Here is a 21,685-nt window from a genome sequence, read left to right as displayed (position 1 = left end):
TATGGGCGAGATTATTGTTGTGACATCAGGAAAAGGCGGAGTCGGAAAAACGACCACTACAGCAAATATTGGAGCGGGACTTGCAAGTCTTGGCCAGAAGGTACTTGTAATTGATACAGATCTGGGGCTCAGGAACCTGGACGTAGTTATGGGACTGGAGAATCGGATTGTGTACAATCTCGTAGATGTAATTGAAGGAAGCTGCCGACTGAAACAGGCGGTTATCAGGGACAAGAGGCATGAAAATCTGCATCTGCTTCCTTCTGCTCAGACAAAAGACAAATCTGCTGTTTCCCCGGAACAGATGATCAAGCTGACTTCGGAACTCCGGGAAGAATATGATTACGTGCTTCTGGACTGTCCGGCTGGAATCGAACAGGGATTTCAGAATGCGATTGCCGGAGCTGACCGGGCAATTGTTGTAACTACTCCTGAAGTTTCATCGATTCGTGATGCTGACCGGATCATTGGACTTTTGGAAGCTCATCATATGGCAAAGATGAATCTGATTATAAACCGTATCAGGATCGATATGGTGAAACGGGGGGATATGATGTCCATTGACGATGTGACTGAAATACTTTCCATTGACCTTCTGGGGGCGATCCCGGATGATGAACAGGTCGTTGTCGGTACCAACCAGGGAGAGCCGGTTATTGATATGGATTCACTGGCAGGAAAAGCCTATATGAATATCTGCCGGAGAATTTTGGGAGAAGATGTTCCGTTTCTGGATTTTGATAAACAGAATAGTATGCTGCATAAGTTTATTCGCAGATTTCGGAAAAATTAGGAGGCAGGCTTATGCATGTATTTGAAACAAAATATCGGAAACCATCTGTTTCGATTGCAAGAGACAGGCTGAAAGCATTGATCGTAGCAGATCGTATGCAATGTCAGCCGGATACATATGAGTTTCTGTGCCGGGAATTATTCCGCACAGTTTCAAAGTACATGAAAGTAACTGAAGAACAATTTGACGTGGATATCACACGGTCAAGGATTACTATTGATTTAACGGGAGACGAATCGTGAGATTACCAAAAAAAACGAAACCTTATCATTTGAAGGATTACAAATTTAATCTGATCATTTCTGTTGTTGCGCTGACAATTCTGGGAATTCTGGTTATCGGAAGTGCCCAGAAATCAGTGCAGAATAAGCAGATCATTGGTCTTGTACTGGGACTGATCGTTATGGTCATCGTATCACTTATTGATTATGTATGGGTCTTGAACTTATACTGGATGATCTATGCGATTAATATTGTGATGCTGGTGATCACATTGATTTTTGGCACAGAAGTAAACGGTGCGAAGAGATGGATCAATCTGTATTTTACCAATTTCCAGCCTTCGGAACTCACTAAGATATTGATGGTTCTGTTTTTTGCAAAATTTCTTATGAATCATGAGGAAGATCTCAACAGTTTTCGCACGATTATAACTGCTGTATTACTGTTTGCTCCAACCGCACTTCTGATTGTAATGCAGCCGGATTTGTCTACTACGATATCGATTGTTCTGGTGTTCTGTGTCATGATGTATATCGCGGGACTGAGCTATAAATTTATTGGTACAATGCTGGCAATCCTCATACCAACGGCAGTGATTTTTATCAGTATTGCGGTACAGCCGAATCAGCCGTTCCTAAAAGACTACCAGCAGGAGCGAATTCTGGCATGGCTTGAGCCGGAAAAATATGCCAGTGATCAGGCATTTCAGCAGAACAATTCTATGATGGCGATTGGATCCGGACAGCTCACGGGGAAAGGGCTGAACAACAATACGACGACATCTGTGAAGAATGGAAATTATATACCGGAGCCCCAGACAGACTTTATTTTTGCAATTGTTGGTGAAGAATTAGGTTTTGTGGGTTGCTGTATTGTGATTGGTCTGTTATTATTAATAGTAATACAGTGTATTTTGATAGGGATTAAAGCACAGGATATGGCGGGGCGAATCATCTGCTGCGGAATAGCCGCGCAGATAGCGGTGCAGTCGTTCGTCAATATCAGCGTGGCTACAGGAATTTTCCCAAATACAGGTATTCCGTTACCTTTTGTCAGTTACGGGCTGACATCACTTGTCAGTATGTTTATGGGAATCGGTTTTGTGTTAAATGTTGGCCTTCAGCCGAAAAAATACCAATAAAGGAGTGGTGAAAATGAACATAGGACTTATTGCTCATGATTCAAAAAAAACTTTAATGCAGAATTTCTGCATCGCTTACAGAGGAATTTTAAGTAAGCACGAATTATTTGCTACCGGCACTACCGGACGTTTGATAGAAGAGGTCACGAATCTTTCTATCCATAAGTATCTCGCCGGGCCGCTTGGCGGAAAACAGCAGCTGGGAGCACAGATAGGACAGAATGAGATCGATGCGTTGATTTTCCTTCGTGATCCATCGAATCCAAAGCCGCATGAACCGGATGTAAACGATGTTATCCGTTTGTGTGACATGCACAATATTCCGATGGCTACGAACCTTGCAACAGCGGAGATCCTGATTTTAGCAATTGACAGAGGAGATTTAGACTGGCGTGAGATGTACAAGTAAAGGTAGACTATGTTTGATCGGATGTATGGCTTTCGCATTTCTGTACTTGAGTGGTTGTTCGGGGGAACCAAAAGCGCTCGTAACAGAATTTGAGAAAGCTCATTATAATGCAGAATTATATGAGAGCACCCTTTATGCAGAAGAGTTGTGCGTAGCTGAAACGGATGTGGCGCTTGAAGGATATGAAGGGGATACAGCGTTACACGCTTCATCCTTGTTTGACCTGGAGAATAAAAATGTTCTCTATTCCTGGCAGTCCCATGAAAGACTGTATCCGGCAAGTACGACAAAAATCATGACAGCCCTTCTTGCACTGGAAAATGGAAATCTGGAAGATACGGTTACGATCAGTAAAACAGCCGCTGCTGCAAGTTTTCCTTCCGATGCACAGGTGTGTGGTCTGAGAGAAGGAGAAGTCTGGACATTAGAAGATCTTCTTAATGCACTACTTCTGTATTCAGGGAATGATGCCGCTTCTGCCATCGCCGAACATATAGCAGGAACTGAAGAATCATTTGTAAATATGATGAATAGCCGTGCCAGAGAATTAATGGCGAATAATACGCATTTTACCAATCCGCATGGCCTGCATGATGATGAACATTATACTACTGCTTACGATTTATATTTGATTTTTAATGAATGTATTAAAAATGAACATTTTGTAGAGATTATCAGCAGCGATTCTTATACTGCAGTCTATACCGCGGCAGACGGTTCTCAGCAGGAGATGACGTTTACGCCTACCAATCTGTATGCAAAAGGGGTTGTTGAAGAACCGGATAATGTTACGATCGTTGGCGGTAAGACAGGGACAACAGATGAAGCCGGATGTTGTCTAATCCTCCTTGTAAGGGATTCACAGAATCGTCCTTATATATCCATCGTGATGGGAGCACCTGATAAATCAACACTTTATGAGGATATGACATCTTTAATTGAGAAAATCACATAAAAAGAGGGGCATCCATTTGGTGGGATACCCCTTTTTACTATGATTCAGATATGCTGTTTATACGACCGAACAGGCTGATTAAATAAAGACCGCACAGTCCGACCAGCGTATAGATAATTCGTGACAGCCATGACAGGTTGCCGAAGATGTAGGCTACCAGGTCAAAGCGAAATATACCGACGAGAAGCCAGTTAAGTGCACCAATAATTACGATTGTTAAAGCTGTGTTATCAAACCATTTCATGACAGTTTCCTCCTTATATGGTTTCTGTCTACTAGTATGTACAGTAAATAATGCAGTTATACCACTCTGATGCAAATAGTTTCTATAAACAGTAACTACAGGAAAGAATAATGGAAAAGGAAAGAAAGTTTGAAAATAAAGGATTGTATTATCCTTATTCTGATTATTTAAAAGAAAAATATCATGAAAAAATCTATAAACTGCCCGTAAATCTGCCGGTCTCCTGTCCGAACCGTGTGGATGGGCCGGGATGTGCGTTTTGTGCAGGAGCCGGTACGGGATTTGAAGCAATGGACGCACAGATCTGCGTCTCTGAGCAGATTCTCCGTACCAAGGAACGAATTGAAGAAAAATATCATGCACATAAATTTATAGCTTATTTTCAGAATTATACGAATACATTTCAGCCGTTGGAGCATTTCACTAAGTATCTTAGGGAGGCTGCGGCGGTGCCGGATATCGTGGAAATATCTGTTTCTACCAGACCGGATTGTTTGAACAGAGAATATTTGGATGTAATGGATGCCATTCAACGTGAGACCGGGATTCAGATGAACATTGAGCTGGGGCTGCAGACCGTTAATTACCATACACTGGATCGAATAGGAAGAGGACATGGGCTGGCGGAATTCCTTGATGCCGTTTTGATGATTAAGGAATACAAAGGGTTTACTATTTGTGCCCATGTGATTCTGAATCTTCCCGGAGATGACAGGAACGATGCCTGCGAAACGGCACGTGTTCTCACTGCGCTTGGGATAGATATCGTGAAACTGCATTCTTTATATATTGCAAAAAATACCTTATTGTGTGATTGGTATGAAAATGGTAGAATATGTTTGTGTTCCAAAGAAGAATACCTGGAAAGGGTTGCTTCTTTTCTAGAACTGATTCCTGAAAATATGGCTGTGGAACGGCTCTTTTCAAGGATTCCGGAGAAGGATTCTGTTTTTTGCAATTGGGGAAACAGCTGGTGGAAACTCAGGGACGAATTATTTGCAAAAATGAAACAAGAGGGACGATATCAGGGAAGACTATGTAATTACCTTAACGGAGCTGCCCTGAAAAAATTAGATCAATAATTTGACATTATGGTATTGAGGAGGCTGAAGTATTGGCTGGAAGGAATAAAGATGTTATCAGTTTGAAACGCTATAAAAGAAAAGGAACCTGGAATATTGGAACGATACTTTTTGGTGTCATTTTTATTTACCTTGTTGTCACGGTTCTTACCTATCTTACCAAAGACAGAATTGCTGTTTATGAGGTGCGTGAAGGCAGTATTTTAAAAAATACTTCTTTTACATGCATTGCACTGCGTGATGAAAATCTGGTATATGCCGATCAGGAAGGATATGTGAATTATTTTGTCGAAGCCGGACAGAAAGTAGCAGTCGGAAACAATGTCTATACGCTGAGCACGAATAAAATTGCAGATACTTCTTCGACGGAATCGAATGATGAAGTGGATTTGTCTACGGATGAGTGGAACAGTATACTGATGAAAGTTCAGTCATTTCATGAAAATTTTCGATTGCAGAATTTTAAAGATGTACGAGTCCTTAAGGAAGAAACCACAGCTTTGCTTCAAAGTAATACAAACCAGAACAGGGTAACCCAGCTCAATACACTACTGGGAGAGGGAAGCATTGATGGACTTCAGGTATTCCAAACTCAGGATGACGGTATTATCGAGTATTCTTATGACGGTTATGAAGGATTGTCCATGGAGGATCTCACGGAAGATGAGTTTTCTAAAGAAGGATATGCACAGACTGAGATTCTGAATAACACGAAAATCAGTGCCGGTTCGCCTGTTTATCGTTTGGTTACCGGTGAGGCGTGGAGTATTGTATTTAAGCTCAATAAAGAGACAGAAGAGATGCTGTATAAAAAGATGGGCGATAAGGATAAGCTGTCTGTAAAAATCCGTTTTGATAAAGATAATAAGACGATGTGGGGAAGTCTGCGTATTTTTAATAGAGGAGAAGATGAGACTTACGGTTATATCCAGTTTACTGATTCCATGATTCGATATGCACAGGACAGATATCTCGATATTGAACTGATTCTTGAGGATGAATCAGGCCTTAAGATTCCGAAATCCGCTGTGACGGAAAAGGAATTCTATCTGGTTCCTGAGGATTATCTGACTACAGGCGGGGCTTCTAACAATAAAGGAGTTCTTCGGCAGACAAAAAATAAAAAAGGAGATTCTATTGTAGAATTCCTTGATGTAAACGTGTGTTATCGTGATGTGGAAAATAGTATGGTTTATCTTGATCCGGGAGATTTCCAAGCCGGAGATGTTCTGGTACGTCCGGAGTCAACCGAGACTTTTACATTAAGTAAAACGGGAACGCTAAAAGGGGTTTACAATGTTAATAAGGGATACGCCGTATTTAAACAGGTTGAGATCCTCTGTGAAAGCGAAGAGTATTATATTATAGAAGAAGGAAACAGCTATGGGCTGTCCAATTATGATCACATTGCTCTGGATGGAGCTTCCGTCCGGGAAAATGATATAGTAAGTCAGTAAGGAGTGACAAAACATGGTAGCAGAGAACTTAATGGATGTAGAACGACGCGTTTGTGAAGCCTGCAGACGTGCCGGGAGAAGCCGTGACGAGGTGACTTTGATCGCAGTGAGTAAGACAAAACCGGTGGAAATGCTGGAAGAGGTGTATGGTGCAGGTACCAGATATTTCGGTGAAAATAAAGTTCAGGAGCTGGTGGATAAATATGAAGTGATGCCGAAGGATATCCATTGGCAGATGATCGGTCATCTTCAGCGCAATAAGGTGAAGTATATTATTGATAAGGCGGAGCTGATTCATTCCGTTGATTCTATTCGTCTTGCGGAAACTATTGACAGAGAAGCCGAGAAAAAAGGTATCGTTGCAAATGTGCTTCTCGAGGTAAATATGGCAAGAGAAGAAACAAAATTCGGATTGATGCCGGAAGAGGTTCCGGACTTTGTTAGGCAAATTGCCGGATTTCAGCACATAAAAGTACAAGGTTTAATGACAATTGCTCCTTTTGTAAGTGATCCAGAGGAAAATCGCAAATATTTTGCAAACTTACGAAAATTATCTGTTGACATTGGAAAGGAAAAAGTTGATAATGTGAATATGAGCATTCTTTCCATGGGTATGACAAATGATTTTGAAATTGCAATCGAAGAGGGAGCAACTATGATACGAGTTGGTACTGCAATTTTTGGTGAAAGAAATTATGTTCAATAAGAAACTGATACAACAGATAGGAGTGTAAAAATGGGAGTTTTAGATAAGTTCTTGGAAGTAATGAAATTAGACGGTGATGACGATTACGATGAGGATGACTTCTTCGATGAAGATGACTTTGAAGACGAGTACGAAGAAGAAAAACCGAAGCGTGGAATTTTTAAGAAAGAAAAAGCCAATACTTCTTATGAAGAGGAAGAAGAATTTGAACCTAGAAGATCTTCTCGTCCGACCAATAATAAAGTAACTCCAATGCGTCAGCCATCAAGAAAAAGTGCACCTGCTATGGAAGTATGCGTAATCAAACCGAACAACATGGAAGACACCAGAGAGATTACGGAGACGCTTCTTGGTGGACGTACAGTTATTTTGAATCTTGAAGGCATGGATCTTGAGGTCGCTCAGAGAATCATAGATTTCACATCAGGATCAACTTTTGCAATCGATGGAAATCTTCAGAAGATCTCAAACTTCATATTCCTTGTCACACCGGCGAATGTAGATATTTCCGGAGATCTTCAGGATATTCTGAACACCTCATCTTTTGATGTTCCGATTCAGAATCGCTATTAATACATAGGAATTATGGAAATGGACAAGGAAGAAGAATTACTTCGCAAACGTTTTTTGGAACTTTCCAATCAGGCATTTCAAAGGGGAATCGTAATGTATACCGATTTCCTGAATTTGAATGAATTAAATATTTTGCATACAACGCCAAAGAATTTGTTGGCTGTTCCCTTCAGAACCTTTGGCGGTTATGCATTTGCTGAGCGTCAGATGGCTGCATTTCTACCTGATGCTTTTTATTTGTATACTGATGAAGACGAAATATTGGAAAAATATCCCATGAGCGTAATACAGATCTCTCCATTAAACGGGAAATTTGCCGAAGATCTGGGGCATCGCGATTATCTTGGAGCATTGTTGAATCTGGGTATTGAACGTTCTAATCTGGGAGATATTCTGATTCAAGAGAAAATGGCGTATCTTTTTGCTTGTGACGGTATGGTAGATTTTATTTGTAATGAACTGACTCGTGTCAGGCATACAACGGTCCAGGCTGTCCGGATCGAGAGAGAGGAATTTGATTATGAACCAAGGTACGAGGAAATCAGAGGTACGGTTGCATCCGTGCGTCTGGATTCACTGTTGAGCCTGGCGTGGAATTCTTCCAGAAGTAAAATGGCCCCTCTGATAGAAGAGGCTCGTGTATATGTCAACGGGAAGCTGATAACAAGCAATGGATATCATGTCAGAGAAAACGACATCATTTCCGTAAGAGGGATGGGAAGATTCAGGTATATGGGGATGATTTCAGAGACGAAAAAGGGCAGATGCTATGTCCTGGTATATAAATATATATAGCTATATTTTGTAAATGGAAAAGGAGCATCATCATGAATCAGAAACTCAAAAAATATATCAGTGCTGCGGTCGGTGTTCTGGCACTTCTGCTTCTGGATCAATATACGAAGATTCTGGCACTTCGATTTTTGAAAGATCAGCCGGCAGTTGTTATCTTGAAAGGTGTTTTTGAACTGCAGTATCTGGAAAACAGAGGTGCGGCGTTTGGAATGATGCAGAACCAGAGATTTTTTTTCCTAATTATTACGGTCGTTGTGCTTGGAATCATGGTGTATCTGTACAGTCTTACACCTGTCACACGTCGGTATCTTCCGCTCAGGCTCTGTATGGTTTTCCTTGCAGCCGGTGCGGCGGGGAATTTTATCGACCGGTTACTGCGCGGATATGTTGTGGATTTCTTTTATTTTTCACTGATCGATTTTCCGATTTTTAATGTTGCCGACATTTATGTAACCGTCACATTTTTTGTACTGGTATTGTTGATCTTTTTCTATTATAAGGAAGAAGATTTGATGATTTATTCAAGGCAATATCGGAAAGAACATCAGATATAGAAAAGAATCTCATTCAGAGAAAGCAGGATTTTTAAATGCGGTTAGAAGAATTTCAAATTGAAACAGAAAACGGGGAAAGAATCGATAAATATCTCTCAAATGAGATGAGCGGCTTTTCCCGTTCTTATATTCAGAAACTAATGAAAGATGGACATGTATACGTAAATGGAAAAGCAGTGAAAGCAAATTATAAGCTGGCTTATGACGATATGATCACTGTGGAAATCCCGGATCTAGTTGAGCCTGATATTGTTCCTGAGAATATTCCTCTTGATATTCTCTACGAGGACGATGACATATTGATCGTAAATAAGCCTAAAGGGATGGTAGTCCATCCGGCTGCAGGACATTATAGCGGAACACTGGTTAATGCGTTGATGTATCACTGCGGCGAGAGCCTTTCAGGGATCAACGGAGTTATGCGTCCCGGAATCGTACACCGGATCGATATGGACACAACCGGATCCCTTCTTGTCTGTAAAAATGATCAGGCTCATCAGAAACTTGCAGAGCAATTAAAAGTGCATTCGATCAAGCGGGTCTATCATGCTATTGTCTGCGGGAATCTGAAAGAAGACAGCGGTACGATTGACGCGCCTATCGGGAGACATCCGGTCGATCGGAAAAAGATGAGTATTAATTACCAGAACGGACGAGAGGCTGTCACGCATTATCAGGTTCTCGAGCGCTTTGGAGACTATACCTATATTTCCTGCCGACTTGAGACTGGCAGAACACATCAGATCCGTGTTCATATGGCTAGTATCCGGCATCCATTGCTCGGAGATACCGTATACGGTCCACAGAAGTGTCCCTTTAAGCTGCAGGGACAGACGCTGCATGCAAAGATTCTGGGCATTACACATCCTACAACCGGTGAATATATGGAATTTGACGCGCCGCTTCCGGAATATTTTGAAGATTTACTCGGACGAATGCGTCAAAATAGATAAAATGTCTATACAATATTCGCACTTTGTTATATAATATGCATAAGAAAAGGAGTGTGACTGATATGAAAAACCTGAATACAATTATTACAATCGGAAGACAGTTTGGAAGTGGCGGTAAAGAGATTGGTACACGTCTGGCGGAAGATCTTGGAGTAAAGCTTTATGATAAAGAGATGCTGGATATTGCTGCAAAGGAAAGCGGAATCTGTCAGGAACTCTTTGAGACTCATGATGAAAAACCGACGAACAGTTTTTTGTATTCGCTGGTAATGGATACTTATTCTGGAGGCTATGCAACAGGAGCTTTTGCAGATATGCCGCTGAATCATAAAGTGTTCTTAGCACAATTTGAAGCAATCAAGAAGATTGCAGATGAAGGGCCATGTGTCCTTGTTGGAAGATGTGCAGATTATGCTTTGGAATCTTATGATAATGTCATGAGTGTTTTCATTCATGCGGACTTAACAAGCAGAGTCCGGAGAATTGCCAAAATGTATGACATCACGGATGCAAAAGCCAAGGATATAATCCTGAAAGCAGATAAAAAGCGTGCAAGTTACTATAATTATTTTACGAATAAAAAATGGGGAGATGCAGAAAGCTATGACATCAGTATCTGCAGCTCTGAATTAGGAATTGAAGGAACTGTGAAAGCACTTGAAGCATTGATCGAGCTTCGAGAATCCGTAACAGATCCAAGAATCTGATTGAGATCAAATATACATATAGGAGTGAGAATGGAAACAGAGAATTTGTTTAAAAATCTTTTACAAGAAAAATATCCGACCAGGCAGGCGGTCTGTCGTGAAATTATTAACCTAAATGCAATCATTAATCTGCCAAAGGGTACGGAGCATTTCATGAGTGATCTGCACGGCGAATACGAAGCGTTTCTCCATATTTTAAATAATTGTTCCGGGGTCATACGCGAAAAGGTTGATGCACTCTGGGCAGATTCGCTCAGCTTGAAAGAGCGCGATGAGATCTGCACATTAATCTATTATCCCCGTGAGAAGATGAACCGTATGAAGCGGGAGGGAAGAATTACGGAAGACTGGTACCGCGTGATGCTGAACTACCTGATTGAGCTGGCAAAAGTGGTTTCTTCCAAATATACGCGCTCGAAAGTACGTAAAGCACTTCCGGAGGAATTTGGATATATTATTGATGAACTTCTGCATTTTATGCCGGATGAAGACAACAACCAGATCCTGTATCACAAAAAAATACTGGATACCATTATCGGAATTGAGAGCTCGGAAGAATTTATTATTGCTCTTGCAGAACTGATCAAACGTCTTGCGGTAGATCATCTGCACATCGTAGGAGACATCTTTGACAGAGGAGAGAATGCAGATAAGATTCTGGATCTGCTCATGAAGTATCATTCGCTTGATCTGGAATGGGGCAATCATGATATTCTTTGGATGGGTGCAGCCTGTGGAAGCGATGCCTGCATTGCATCTGTTGTACGGAATAATATCAAATACAGTTGTATTGAAACGTTGGAGAACGGATATGGGATTAGTCTGAGATCGCTGACTTTATTCGCGGAGAAGACTTATCCTGATCTGCCGCCGATGGAAGCTGCACTGAAGGCGATTTCGGTGATTCTGTTTAAGCTGGAGGGCCAGATCATCATGCGCCGTCCGGAATATGAGATGGAGGGACGCCTGCTTCTTGATAAAATAAATTATGAGAATGGGACGATTGAAAGTGAGGGAACGGTCTATCAAATGAAGGATACCTTCTTTCCGACTGTCGACCCGACAAACGCATATGTGCTTTCAGAGGCAGAACAGGAAGTCATGGATAATCTAAGGTTTGCTTTCGTAAACAGCCACCGCCTGCATGAGCATGTGAAATTTTTATATGACAAAGGATGCATGTACAAATGTTACAACGGAAACCTGCTCTACCACGGATGCATTCCTCTGGATGAAGAGGGAAACTTTGATGGAGTCAAATTCGGAGGCTGCATTTATACCGGCAAATCCTATCTGGATTACGCAGAAAAGATTGCCAGAAAGGCCTGGTCAGCACAGGCATCCCAGTGGGACCTTGATTTCATGTGGTACCTGTGGTGCGGAAGAAAATCTCCTCTATCAGGCAGAAATGTAAAAACCTTTGAGCGTACGTTTATTGCCGATAAGGAAGCATGGCATGAGGAGACGAATCCATACTATAAGCATTATTATAGCGAAAAGACCTGCAATATGATCCTGCGTGAATTTCACTTGTATTCCGACATTTCGCATATCATTAACGGACATACACCGGTTAAGACAGAAAAAGGAGAGAAGCCTGTACGTGCGAACGGCAAGCTGATCGTGATTGACGGAGGATTCAGCAAAGCTTATCATAAAACGACCGGTATTGCAGGATATACTTTGATCTATAATTCTCATGGAATGCGAATCAAGGCACATCAACCGTTTGAAAGTGTGGAGAAGGTTCTGGAGGAGAACAAAGATATCGAGTCTACATCCAAGATGTTTGAGACTGAACCGCACCGGCTCCTCGTGGGAGACACGGATGACGGAAAGAAGATCAAGGAAGATATTCAGGTTTTGACACATCTTCTGGAATCGTACAAAAAAGGGAAAAAAGAATTATTCTAAAAATCTACAAAGAGGAACATTTCACACACTGTGAGAGGTTCCTCTTTAAAGATTAACGGGTATGCGGCGTTCGCGGCGGCCATCCTCCAATATTTCCGTTTAGAATCGCCGTAAACATGCGATTCTTCGCACCCGGATGAGCCTGATTCAGTTCTCGAACCAGATCTTTTGCATATTGACGCTTGGTAAATCCGTCGACCGGGCATCGGCTTTTTACAACAGGCAGATTGTATTTATGCTGAAAACCGATCACATCCATCTCATCCACAAACATCATCGGGCGGATGACGCTTAAATCCTTTCGGTCCAGATAAGTCTTCGGAGAGAAGGAATGGAACCTTCCTTCAAAAATGAGGGAGAGCAGCATCGTCTCAATGATATCATCCTTGTGATGCGCGTAGGCAACTTTATTGCATCCCATCTTTTTTACCGCTTCGTTTAAAGCACCCTTCCGCATTTTTGCACAGAGCGAACAGGGGTTGGACTCCTTACGCTCATCGAACAAAATGCGGGCAATGTCTGTCTTCACGATCTGATATGGAACATCAAGTTCCTTGCACAGTTCCGTTACCTGCGAGAAATCGCATTTCTCATATCCGAGATCCACAGTAATTGCGCTCAGTTCAAAATGCTTCGGATAGAATCTTCTAAGTCCCTGCATTGCGTAAAGGAGTGTGAGACTGTCCTTCCCGCCAGAGATCCCTACTGCAATGTGGTCGCCTTCCTGGATCATATCATATTCGTCAACAGCTTTCCTTGTATAACTCAGTAATTGTTGTAATTTCATTGTCAATCACCACCTTATTTTCATAAACATATCGCCTTAATGTTACCGCATTTATAAAAGAATTACAAGTATAAATGCGTGCTAAATTCTTTGGGAAATTCTTTTGAAAGAAGGATTGCCTGAACAAGTCGGGCGTGTTAAGATAGCTATAGACTGAAGTTCTAAAAGTCAGCCAAGTACAAATAATGAGAGGATAGCAAGATGAAATTCGTAATTCAAAGAGTGACGGAAGCGAATGTAAAAGTGGATGGTGAGATCATCGGCGAGATCGGCAAAGGCTTCATGGTTCTGATCGGAGTCGGTGAAGATGATACCAGAGAAATCGCGGATAAGATGGTTAAGAAGATGACCGGACTTCGTATTTTCGAGGACGAGAACGGGAAGACGAATCTGTCTCTGGCAGATGTGGGCGGACAGATGCTTCTTATTTCGCAGTTTACATTGTACGCAAACTGCCGGAAGGGAAATCGTCCAAGCTTTATCGAGGCGGGCGCTCCGGATAAAGCGAATGAGATGTATGAATATATCATAGAAGAATGTAAAAAAGTAGTTCCCGTCGTTGAAAGAGGACAGTTTGGAGCGGATATGAAAGTAAGCCTCGTAAATGATGGACCGTTTACAATAATTCTGGATTCAGCCCAGCTTGCGTAAAATAAGAAATGTGGTAAAATAAGAAAGAATGAAAGAGAGGGATATTGCAATGAGTTATGAAACATTGAATGCGAAAGTACTGGAATTAAAGGACGATATGATTGCGTCTATCCAGCAGAATATGAGAATTGAGAGTGTGAGAGGAGAATCAGCTCCCGGTGCTCCTTATGGAGAAGGACCGAAGGCTGCCCTTGATGATGTGCTGGCGCTCGGTGAAAAATTGGGATTTCGTACAGGACAGGCTGATAACAGAGTCGGATGGATTGAGTATGGGGAAGGCGAAGAGATGGTTGGTATCCTCGGACATGTGGATGTCGTACCTGCCGGAGACGGATGGACTCATCCGGCATTTGGTGCAGAGATCCATGACGGCGTTCTCTGGGGCAGAGGATGTCTGGATGATAAAGGACCGGTCATCATGGCTGTCTATGCGCTGAAAGCAATTCGTGATTTGAATCTTCCAATTGACCGCAGAATCCGTGTGTTATTTGGCTCTGACGAAGAATGTGGTTCTTCCTGCGTGAAATACTATGTAGAAAATGGTTATGAAATGCCAACGATCGGTTTCACGCCGGATGCGCAGTTCCCAGCAATTTTCTGTGAAAAAGGCACGTCCAATTTCCTTGCAGGAACGAAGATTTACAACAAAGGCGAGATTGATGTTGAATATTTTGGCGGCGGAGTTGCCGCAAACGTTGTTCCGCCGGTATGCAAGCTGATTGTAAATGGTCCGCTGAAAGTTACGCCTGAGGAAGGAATTACTGTCACAGAAGAAAACGGAAAGACGATCGTGGAAGCTACCGGTTTCAGTGCACATGGAAGTACACCTGAACTTGGTGTTAATGCTGTAGTAAAATTATTGAATGCAGTCAAAGAAAATGACTTTGGAGGTGATTTCCAGCAGCTTGTTAATTTTATTTTAGAAGAAATCGGAAATGAAACAAATGGAAAATCACTCGATATTCTGTATCAGGATGAGGAAACCGGTGAAACGACAGTCAATCTTGGTGTTGTAAAATATGATGGGGAAGAAATGTCCTTTACTTTGGATATCCGTTATCCGAAAAACGGAGATGCCGAAGTGATCGACGATAAAGTAATCAATCGGATCAACAGTTACAACTTTGATGTTCTGAAAAAAACAAACAATAAATTATTATATGTTCCGAAGGACTCAGAGCTTGTTTCAAAACTGGTGAAAGTTTACGAGGCACAAACAGGAGATAAAAGAGAACCGATCGCCATCGGAGGCGGTACCTACGCGAAAGAATTTCCGAATATGGTTGCCTTTGGACCAGTATTCCCGGGAGAACCGGATGTGATCCATCAGCCGAACGAAAGAGTTGCCGTTGAGCAGCTGATCCGTGCAGCACAGGTTACAGCAGCTGCAATGTATGAACTGGCTAAGAAATAATCATTGATTTTGGGACTTTCGTGAAAAAAAACAGCATCATTCCTGGAAACAGGAGTGGTGCTGTTTTTTTTCACGTAATTTGGGAAGAATTTTTTGTGTAATACAACATTACGGCTCCCTGAGCTTCACGATGTCAGCAGCACTTCGGCGCCGGTCTTCGTCAATGGCCGCATAATGCTTTTTCGTCGTATTTACATCCTTATGGCCAAGTACATCAGCAACCAGATAAATATCGCCTGTTTCTTTGTATAAAGCGGTTCCATAGGTGCTTCTGAGCTTGTGAGGGGTAATCTTCTTATTCGGTGTTACCTGACGGGCATACTTTTTGACCATATTCTCCACAGACTGTACACCCATCCTTTTCCGCTGAGTGGAGAGGAAGAGGGCATTTTCGTGTCCTGGCAGAGGATTCACGGCTTTCCTGCTGGATTCCATATAAGTACGCAGGGCTTTTTCCACTTCCTCGCCAAAATAAATCACCATCTGGTTTCCGCCTTTTCTGGTTACTGTGATTCCATTATTCTTAAAATCCACATCGCCCAGATCAAGACCAACACATTCCGAAACACGTATTCCGGTACCTAACAATAAGGTAAGAATGGCAAGATCACGCTCCTTTGTCTTTTCATAATAAACACGGGCCTGGCCGGTCAGCTTCACGCCGCAGGATTCCACATAATCCAGAAGGGAAGCAACTTCATCTGTATCCAGACGAATGATTGCCTTCTCATGGAGTTTAGGCATATCGACTAATAAAGTCGGATTATTACTGATCATTTGCCGTTTAAAATAATATCCGTAGAAGCTTCTGAGCGCCGACATTTTGCGTGAAAGGCCTTTCTCAGCGTTCGTGATGCGTCGCCCGTCTTTGGGACGATAAACCTTCAGATATTCCTGGTATTCCTCGATATCCATCGGTGTAAGTCGATCCAGATCACTAAGTGTAAAATCCTTCATACTATAATTCTTAAAAGCCGGATTCTCGTCCAGAAGAAACTGAAAGAAAACACGGATATCATAAGCATAGGAAATCCTTGTTTTAGGTGATGTTGTTGGCTCTACAGTACGGAAATAATCCTTTGCAAATTCTGGCATTGTCTGCAATATTTCACGCAGACGCAAAGTATTATCTATATAGAGCTGATCCTGGTATGTTTTTGGCTCTGATGCCATAAATAGGTTCCTCCTTATCTTAATCTTTTGGAAAAATCGGTATTTGTCGTATAGATTGATCCCGCAAAACCACACCCTACTCGTGTGGTCTGTTATTAATATCATAATCAAAATTATCATATTCACTTGTATTTACAAGTGGTTGTTGACTTGATATGTTGTAACCGGGGTCAGGCATAATCGGTGGCTGATATTCAGGATAGATTTTTACTTTTTTAGTATAGATCACACGTGTATCACAGAGAATATCATGTAAAGCTCGTTTTTCCTGATCTAATCCGGCAAGTAGATAACCAATATATAGAATGATTCCGGAAAGATATCTGCCGATTGTTTCACGGTAAACCACATTGATCAGTGTAAGCTGTTCATTTGTATTATTATCATCAACATTATTTTCGTCTTTTAAAGAACGACAAGGAATTACTTTTAAATTGAAAGCTTTTTTTCCAAGAGTTGCTCCGGTATAATAGGTCAAAAGTACAAAGTATATGGCATGGCATCCATAAACTATGATGTCCTTTAATGTATACGAAAACAATATTTCCGTATCAAATATAGATGTGCCGGTAAGCAATGAAATCAAAGAAAATAATAATTTGATAATCAAAGTTCCGGCAAAAAGAATCAGGCTGTCCAGCGTAAATGCTGCAAAGCGTACCCAGAAACCAGCGTAGACATATTCCTGATCTGTTCCAGAGAAATCGGTATTTTTATTCTGCATAATACATCAATACCCCACTTTCTTTCTCCGCTGCTATCTCATTGAGTGTCTGTGCTTCTGATTTCGGTATTAGAGATTCGATTCTTGCAAAAAGTCCTGCTAACATATCAGATTCTTCTGGAAGCTCGTAAATCATCTCACAATCCATTTCTTCCATCATCCGGTCTAGTGTATTGTCATAGGTATCTATTGCGTCAATCAGGCCGTTATCGAGAGCTTGAGCAGCTGAATAGATTCTTCCGTCAGCAAGAGTGAGAACATCCTCACGGGCCATGTTACGTCCCTCAGCAACTTTATCGACAAAACTGTTATAGGATTCGTCAACGATGGACTGATACATCTGAATCTGCTCATCGGTCATCTTTGTGCTGTCTTTCATTGGACCACTCGTGATACTGATATAACGGATCCCGAGTTTCTCATAAAGTCCGGTCATGTCATATGTTGATATGATTACTCCGATAGAGCCTGTCATCGTCTCCTGGTTGGCTGCAATATAATCAGCGGCCACTGATGCCATATAACCGCCAGAAGCCGCCATATGAGCCATATAAGCCCATATAGGACGTCCTGTTGTATCGGAATACTCCTTTAATTTGTCGTGTAGTTCGGAGGACTCATATGCAGTTCCTCCCGGGGAATCTACGTAAAGCATGATGCCGGCATTATCCGGATCATACATCAGTTCATCAATGTAATCCAGTGTGGTAAGATGCTGGTAGGATTGAGACGCTTCAAATGCACTTGTCTCTGTCTGTTCTTCAATTGTCCCCTCAACACGAACAACAGCAATAAATGATTCGGCAGGGAAATCATACCCCATGTCTTCTGTGTTAAAAATCATATCTGTTATAGAATTGTCGAATAACTGACCTGCCGCCGCATGAGTAAGAACGCTTGCAGCACCTGTCACGATGAACAAAGCGGCTGCCACTGCCAGTGCTATGATTTGTTTTTTCTTCATGATGAATTTCTCCTTTGCTTCGATAAATCTGAATCAATGCATGATATAAAATAATACATGTATTTTTCTATATTAAACCAACGAAATTTGTATACATAACAGTATAGGATTGATTATGGCAGCTTGTCAATCTTTTGTCTATAAATTAAAGCGGATTTGCTTCATAGTATACGATTGTAAGATAATCTCCTTCCCGCAGATAATCCATGGAAGCAGAATCAATTCCATTGATCTGTGCCAATTCATTCATATAATCATAGATGGAATCCTCTTCCCTTGTGCAGTAGGTCTGAGCGATGGTCCAGAGGGTATCTCCTTTTTCAATCCGGACACTTTTGAAATACTTCAGATCCGAACCCGTCTCCGCCTGCACATCATGCGCACTGGAAAAGAAGCTTCCGAACGAAAAACTGCATGCCAGTATTAGCAAAACGGCAATGACTCCAACCATGAACCGTCCGGCACTGTTCCTTGATCTTCTGCCTCTTGAGACTGCAACTTTCTTATGGCTGTTGGTGACTTTTTTTCTTTCTGCTCCGCTATTCTGCTTTTCCTGATATCTGCTCATCTGAAATTCCCCCTGATCTAATCTTATACTCCATTATTTGTCTATTGATACGAAAATACGTTCCGAACAGAAGTTCTGTAAATAATATATCGCATGAACAAATGTTTGTCAATAATTAATCGAACATATTTTCTCAAAACATTTGTTTGCTTTTTGGCGGAGAATATGTTATTATTTATTTATCATGTAAGAAGACAAAGCCTCCGGCGGATTGCTGAGGCGTACTTGAACTTACAAATGAGTGACGGATTTAAGGAGGTTTACATATGGGTAATGGTAGAATAACGAAGAAACAGGAGGAGATTTTGGAATATATCAAATCGCAGATACTTGTACGCGGTTTTCCGCCTTCAGTCCGTGAAATTTGTGATGCAGTGGGACTAAAGTCCACTTCTTCCGTTCATTCTCATCTCGAAACCCTTGAGAAGAACGGTTATATTCGGCGAGATCCTACAAAACCGAGAGCAATTGAGATACTGGATGAGAATTTCAATCTTACCAGACGTGAGATGGTACAGGTGCCGATTCTGGGACGTGTGGCTGCAGGGGAGCCGCTTCTTGCACAGGAGAATATTGAGGACTACTTCCCGCTTCCGGTCGAACGTATGCCGAATAATGAGGTGTTCATGCTGGAGGTTCGCGGGGAAAGTATGATCAATGCAGGAATCCTGAGCGGTGATTATGTTGTTGTCGAGAAAAAGAACACTGCTTCTAACGGAGATATGGTTGTAGCCTTAGTAGATGACGGTGCTACGGTCAAGACATTTTACAGAGAAGAAGGTGTGATTCGTCTCCAGCCGGAGAATGATAATATGGAGCCATTTATCTTAAAGGATGTTGAGATCCTTGGAAAAGTAATTGCCGTTATGCGGTTTATGAAATAATAAGAAATGTTTGAAAAAGAGCTGGATCCGGGCTTTATTCCGCCGGGAGCCAGCTCTTTTCTATATATATGATATATGTTTATTGTCTATAGATCATCTACACTGATCTGCTTTCCGTCACGCCAGATTCGTTCCAGATCATAGAACAGACGGTTTTCTTTATCAAAGACATGGACGATAATATCGCCGAAGTCAAGAAGAACCCATCCTCCGCTCCCATATCCTTCTCTCTGCCTGATCTGATACCCTGCTTTATACATCTGTTCTTCTACGTTATCAACGATTGCACGGACCTGGCTTTCATTGGAACCATTTGAAATAATGAAGTAATCAGCGAGCACGGATATCTGTGAGATGTCGATTACACGGATATCCTCTCCTTTTTTATCTGAAATCGCATTACAGGCAATTTTCGCCATATTTCTGGATATATCTTTCTGTTGCATCAGTTTTCCATCCTTTCCGGCGAATCATCAGAAGATTCACCTTTATTTAAATCTCTGTAATATAAAAAAGTCTTTTCAGTCATAGGGTCTACGGTTACACCTTTATTCTCCAGATATGAGAGAGAATCTTCCAATATTCTGTAAAGGCATGCGTCTATATCACAAAAAGCCAGTTTTCTTACTGCCGGCAGATTCGGTGCTTCTGTACGTCCGGGCTCAATGAAATCTGCAATGTATATGATTTTATCCAACAGGCTCATAGCGGGACGACCTGTTGTGTGCGAAGCAATTGCGCGCAGAATTTCCTCATCTTCAATCTGAAATTTTTTCCATGCGACATATGCACCGAGTTTTGCATGAAGAAGTCCGGGATTCGCAAGTTCGGCAGCGGAAATCTGCAAGTGATATTTTTTGCACATTTCAATCTTTTTTTCATTTGGAATGCATTTGGCACAGTCATGTAATAAACCTGCCGTGAGTGCCTGGTCTAAATCACATCCATAACGCATTGCAAGACATCCAGCTGTATGCATCACGCCGATCGTGTGTTCATAACGCTCTTTATCCAAATCTCCTTTAAGTTTTTTACGCATTTTCATTAATGTTTCTGTCATATTCATCACCCTGGTATAAATGTTGATCCTCTATATAATTCAGTACTGCTTTCGGAACAGGAATATTTTTCATATTACCATTTCTTATTGCTTCTCTGATTTCATGGGAGGAAACATGCAGTAATGGAGTTCGGAGAAGACGAATATCGGCTCCGTATTTTCGATTCAGATATTCAATCTTTCCATTCAATTTCCGGCTGTTATCCGCATCATCACGGTAAGCAGCAAGTATGGTTGCAAGCTTCAGAAACTGATCTGGATTCCTCCATTTTTCAATGTCGAACAGAGAATCCGCGCCTAAAATAAAATAGAATTCATGTTGTGGGTAAACACTACGGAAATGCTCCATTGTCTGATAGGAATAGGAAGGTTCCGTCCGGTCAGTTTCATAGGTGCTGATGCGGAAATACGGCACATTTGCAATTGCAAGTTCTGTCATTTTTACACGATCATCTGTGCTTTTTAAAATTGCCGGATTATTTTTGTGAGGCGGGTTCCCGTTCGGAAGAAACCATACTTCATCCAGCTCATAATCACGATATGCGTACTCTCCCAGCATTAGATGACCATTATGAATCGGATCAAAAGTCCCACCCATTATCCCTATCTTCATACTTTATTTCTCCATTGCATTCATCATTTTATAAACATACAATTAAGGAAGAACGATCTTCTTTTTTTCGTCCTTGCCTTCTTTATACAATACGATTTTTTTGCCAATTACCTGAACTACCTGAGAATGGGTACGTTCTGCAAGAATCTCGGCGAGCTGACGAACATCATCTGCACAGTTCTGCAGTACATGAATTTTGATCAGTTCACGAGCTTTCAGTGCTTCTGCCACAGATGCAGTCACTTCCGGCGTTACACTGGATTTCCCGATCTGAAGAATCGGATCCATTGTCATGGCAAGACTTTTTAAATATGCTCTTTGCTTAGATGTCATAGTAATCCC

At 41.6% G+C, this 21,685-nt stretch carries 27 protein-coding genes; 17 read left to right on the top strand and 10 right to left on the bottom strand.

All coding sequences use genetic code 11. The features are described 5' to 3' along the window. The first annotated feature begins 1 nt into the window (after position 1). From minD to ACTNBF_RS04215, 5 genes are read left to right on the top strand one after another with little or no spacing between them, the layout of a single operon-like run. Positions 2-793, top strand: a complete 792-nt coding sequence (gene minD / locus ACTNBF_RS04235) for a septum site-determining protein MinD (protein ID WP_427805732.1) — start codon at positions 2-4, stop codon at positions 791-793. 11 nt (positions 794-804) lie between these two features. Next, entirely contained in the window at positions 805-1,035 is a 231-nt protein-coding gene (locus tag ACTNBF_RS04230) for a cell division topological specificity factor MinE (RefSeq protein WP_441024772.1), read from the top strand. Then, positions 1,032-2,156, top strand: coding sequence for an FtsW/RodA/SpoVE family cell cycle protein (locus ACTNBF_RS04225; RefSeq protein ID WP_427805730.1), 1,125 nt, complete (start codon positions 1,032-1,034; stop codon positions 2,154-2,156). Before ACTNBF_RS04230 ends, ACTNBF_RS04225 begins: the two co-directional genes overlap by 4 nt. 13 nt (positions 2,157-2,169) lie before the next feature. Further along, positions 2,170-2,565 carry a methylglyoxal synthase gene (locus ACTNBF_RS04220; RefSeq protein ID WP_427805729.1) on the top strand — a complete coding sequence of 132 codons (396 nt, stop codon included), beginning with the start codon at positions 2,170-2,172 and terminating at the stop codon, positions 2,563-2,565. Next, positions 2,549-3,520, top strand: coding sequence for a D-alanyl-D-alanine carboxypeptidase family protein (locus tag ACTNBF_RS04215; protein WP_427820334.1), 972 nt, complete (start codon positions 2,549-2,551; stop codon positions 3,518-3,520). Before ACTNBF_RS04220 ends, ACTNBF_RS04215 begins: the two co-directional genes overlap by 17 nt. A gap of 37 nt (positions 3,521-3,557) precedes the next feature. On the opposite strand, the gene ACTNBF_RS04210 is transcribed toward ACTNBF_RS04215, so the two are convergent. Further along, a complete protein-coding gene (locus ACTNBF_RS04210) occupies positions 3,558-3,764 on the bottom strand; it encodes a DUF378 domain-containing protein (RefSeq protein WP_427805727.1) in 207 nt (68 codons plus the stop codon). 110 nt (positions 3,765-3,874) lie between these two features. On the opposite strand from ACTNBF_RS04210, the gene ACTNBF_RS04205 reads away from it, so the two are divergent. The 9 genes from ACTNBF_RS04205 (at position 3,875) to ACTNBF_RS04165 (ending at position 12,505) form a co-directional block, all read left to right on the top strand. Beyond that, complete coding sequence (locus tag ACTNBF_RS04205; RefSeq protein ID WP_441088813.1) at positions 3,875-4,846, top strand: TIGR01212 family radical SAM protein; 972 nt, start codon at positions 3,875-3,877, stop codon at positions 4,844-4,846. A 32-nt stretch (positions 4,847-4,878) separates the two neighbouring features. After that, complete coding sequence (locus ACTNBF_RS04200; RefSeq protein WP_427805725.1) at positions 4,879-6,303, top strand: HlyD family efflux transporter periplasmic adaptor subunit; 1,425 nt, start codon at positions 4,879-4,881, stop codon at positions 6,301-6,303. A gap of 13 nt (positions 6,304-6,316) precedes the next feature. Next, positions 6,317-7,009, top strand: a complete 693-nt coding sequence (locus tag ACTNBF_RS04195; protein WP_427805724.1) for a YggS family pyridoxal phosphate-dependent enzyme — start codon at positions 6,317-6,319, stop codon at positions 7,007-7,009. 30 nt (positions 7,010-7,039) lie between these two features. After that, positions 7,040-7,582 carry a cell division protein SepF gene (locus tag ACTNBF_RS04190; protein WP_427805723.1) on the top strand — a complete coding sequence of 181 codons (543 nt, stop codon included), beginning with the start codon at positions 7,040-7,042 and terminating at the stop codon, positions 7,580-7,582. Between the two features lie 18 nt (positions 7,583-7,600). Beyond that, on the top strand, positions 7,601-8,377 hold the full coding sequence (locus ACTNBF_RS04185) for an RNA-binding protein (protein ID WP_441088812.1): 777 nt from the start codon (positions 7,601-7,603) through the stop codon (positions 8,375-8,377). Positions 8,378-8,409: 32 nt separating this feature from the next. Then, entirely contained in the window at positions 8,410-8,931 is a 522-nt protein-coding gene (gene lspA / locus ACTNBF_RS04180; protein WP_441015781.1) for a signal peptidase II, read from the top strand. Between the two features lie 35 nt (positions 8,932-8,966). Next, positions 8,967-9,884 carry an RluA family pseudouridine synthase gene (locus tag ACTNBF_RS04175; RefSeq protein ID WP_441028529.1) on the top strand — a complete coding sequence of 306 codons (918 nt, stop codon included), beginning with the start codon at positions 8,967-8,969 and terminating at the stop codon, positions 9,882-9,884. A gap of 62 nt (positions 9,885-9,946) precedes the next feature. Beyond that, positions 9,947-10,591: an AAA family ATPase gene (locus tag ACTNBF_RS04170; RefSeq protein ID WP_427820330.1), complete on the top strand. Its 645-nt coding sequence runs from the start codon at positions 9,947-9,949 to the stop codon at positions 10,589-10,591. Positions 10,592-10,621: 30 nt separating this feature from the next. Beyond that, the gene (locus ACTNBF_RS04165) at positions 10,622-12,505 is read left to right on the top strand and encodes a fructose-1,6-bisphosphatase (RefSeq protein WP_441088811.1); all 1,884 of its coding nucleotides are present in this window, start codon (positions 10,622-10,624) and stop codon (positions 12,503-12,505) included. A 52-nt stretch (positions 12,506-12,557) separates the two neighbouring features. Here ACTNBF_RS04165 and ACTNBF_RS04160 read toward each other — a convergent pair whose 3' ends face one another. Continuing rightward, the gene (locus ACTNBF_RS04160) at positions 12,558-13,292 is read right to left on the bottom strand and encodes a tRNA 2-thiocytidine biosynthesis TtcA family protein (protein ID WP_441088810.1); all 735 of its coding nucleotides are present in this window, start codon (positions 13,290-13,292) and stop codon (positions 12,558-12,560) included. A gap of 201 nt (positions 13,293-13,493) precedes the next feature. Between ACTNBF_RS04160 and dtd the strand changes: the two genes are divergently transcribed. Then, positions 13,494-13,943: a D-aminoacyl-tRNA deacylase gene (dtd, locus tag ACTNBF_RS04155; RefSeq protein WP_427820329.1), complete on the top strand. Its 450-nt coding sequence runs from the start codon at positions 13,494-13,496 to the stop codon at positions 13,941-13,943. 49 nt (positions 13,944-13,992) lie between these two features. Then, on the top strand, positions 13,993-15,357 hold the full coding sequence (pepV, locus tag ACTNBF_RS04150) for a dipeptidase PepV (protein WP_427805715.1): 1,365 nt from the start codon (positions 13,993-13,995) through the stop codon (positions 15,355-15,357). Positions 15,358-15,465: 108 nt separating this feature from the next. On the opposite strand, the gene ACTNBF_RS04145 is transcribed toward pepV, so the two are convergent. From ACTNBF_RS04145 to ACTNBF_RS04130, 4 genes are all read right to left on the bottom strand, one after another. Then, positions 15,466-16,530, bottom strand: a complete 1,065-nt coding sequence (locus ACTNBF_RS04145) for a tyrosine-type recombinase/integrase (protein WP_441088809.1) — start codon at positions 16,528-16,530, stop codon at positions 15,466-15,468. A 76-nt stretch (positions 16,531-16,606) separates the two neighbouring features. Next, entirely contained in the window at positions 16,607-17,254 is a 648-nt protein-coding gene (locus tag ACTNBF_RS04140) for an RDD family protein (RefSeq protein WP_441024767.1), read from the bottom strand. Beyond that, the gene (gene sppA / locus ACTNBF_RS04135) at positions 17,244-18,218 is read right to left on the bottom strand and encodes a signal peptide peptidase SppA (protein WP_441028524.1); all 975 of its coding nucleotides are present in this window, start codon (positions 18,216-18,218) and stop codon (positions 17,244-17,246) included. Before sppA ends, ACTNBF_RS04140 begins: the two co-directional genes overlap by 11 nt. A gap of 145 nt (positions 18,219-18,363) precedes the next feature. After that, the gene (locus ACTNBF_RS04130; RefSeq protein WP_427805711.1) at positions 18,364-18,786 is read right to left on the bottom strand and encodes a LysM peptidoglycan-binding domain-containing protein; all 423 of its coding nucleotides are present in this window, start codon (positions 18,784-18,786) and stop codon (positions 18,364-18,366) included. 266 nt (positions 18,787-19,052) lie between these two features. On the opposite strand from ACTNBF_RS04130, the gene lexA reads away from it, so the two are divergent. Then, complete coding sequence (lexA, locus tag ACTNBF_RS04125) at positions 19,053-19,670, top strand: transcriptional repressor LexA (protein ID WP_427805710.1); 618 nt, start codon at positions 19,053-19,055, stop codon at positions 19,668-19,670. An 86-nt stretch (positions 19,671-19,756) separates the two neighbouring features. Here the strand turns inward: lexA and rsfS are convergent, their stop codons facing one another. Genes rsfS through yhbY form a run of 4 tightly spaced genes read right to left on the bottom strand, consistent with a single transcriptional unit; the run spans position 19,757 to position 21,676 of the window. Beyond that, positions 19,757-20,116, bottom strand: coding sequence for a ribosome silencing factor (gene rsfS / locus ACTNBF_RS04120; RefSeq protein WP_427805709.1), 360 nt, complete (start codon positions 20,114-20,116; stop codon positions 19,757-19,759). Next, complete coding sequence (gene yqeK / locus ACTNBF_RS04115) at positions 20,116-20,730, bottom strand: bis(5'-nucleosyl)-tetraphosphatase (symmetrical) YqeK (protein WP_427805708.1); 615 nt, start codon at positions 20,728-20,730, stop codon at positions 20,116-20,118. Before yqeK ends, rsfS begins: the two co-directional genes overlap by 1 nt. Continuing rightward, a complete protein-coding gene (gene nadD / locus ACTNBF_RS04110; protein ID WP_427805707.1) occupies positions 20,702-21,343 on the bottom strand; it encodes a nicotinate-nucleotide adenylyltransferase in 642 nt (213 codons plus the stop codon). The genes yqeK and nadD overlap by 29 nt, the downstream gene beginning before the upstream one ends. A 42-nt stretch (positions 21,344-21,385) precedes the next feature. Continuing rightward, a complete protein-coding gene (gene yhbY / locus ACTNBF_RS04105) occupies positions 21,386-21,676 on the bottom strand; it encodes a ribosome assembly RNA-binding protein YhbY (protein WP_441088808.1) in 291 nt (96 codons plus the stop codon). Positions 21,677-21,685 lie beyond the last annotated feature (9 nt).

Origin of the sequence: Bariatricus sp. HCP28S3_A4 (genome assembly GCF_052066395.1) — a bacterium.
In the GTDB taxonomy this organism is placed as follows: domain Bacteria; phylum Bacillota; class Clostridia; order Lachnospirales; family Lachnospiraceae; genus Allocoprococcus.
The sequence above is the reverse complement of the archived record's forward strand: the minus strand, read 5'-3'. Positions and strand labels throughout refer to the sequence as shown.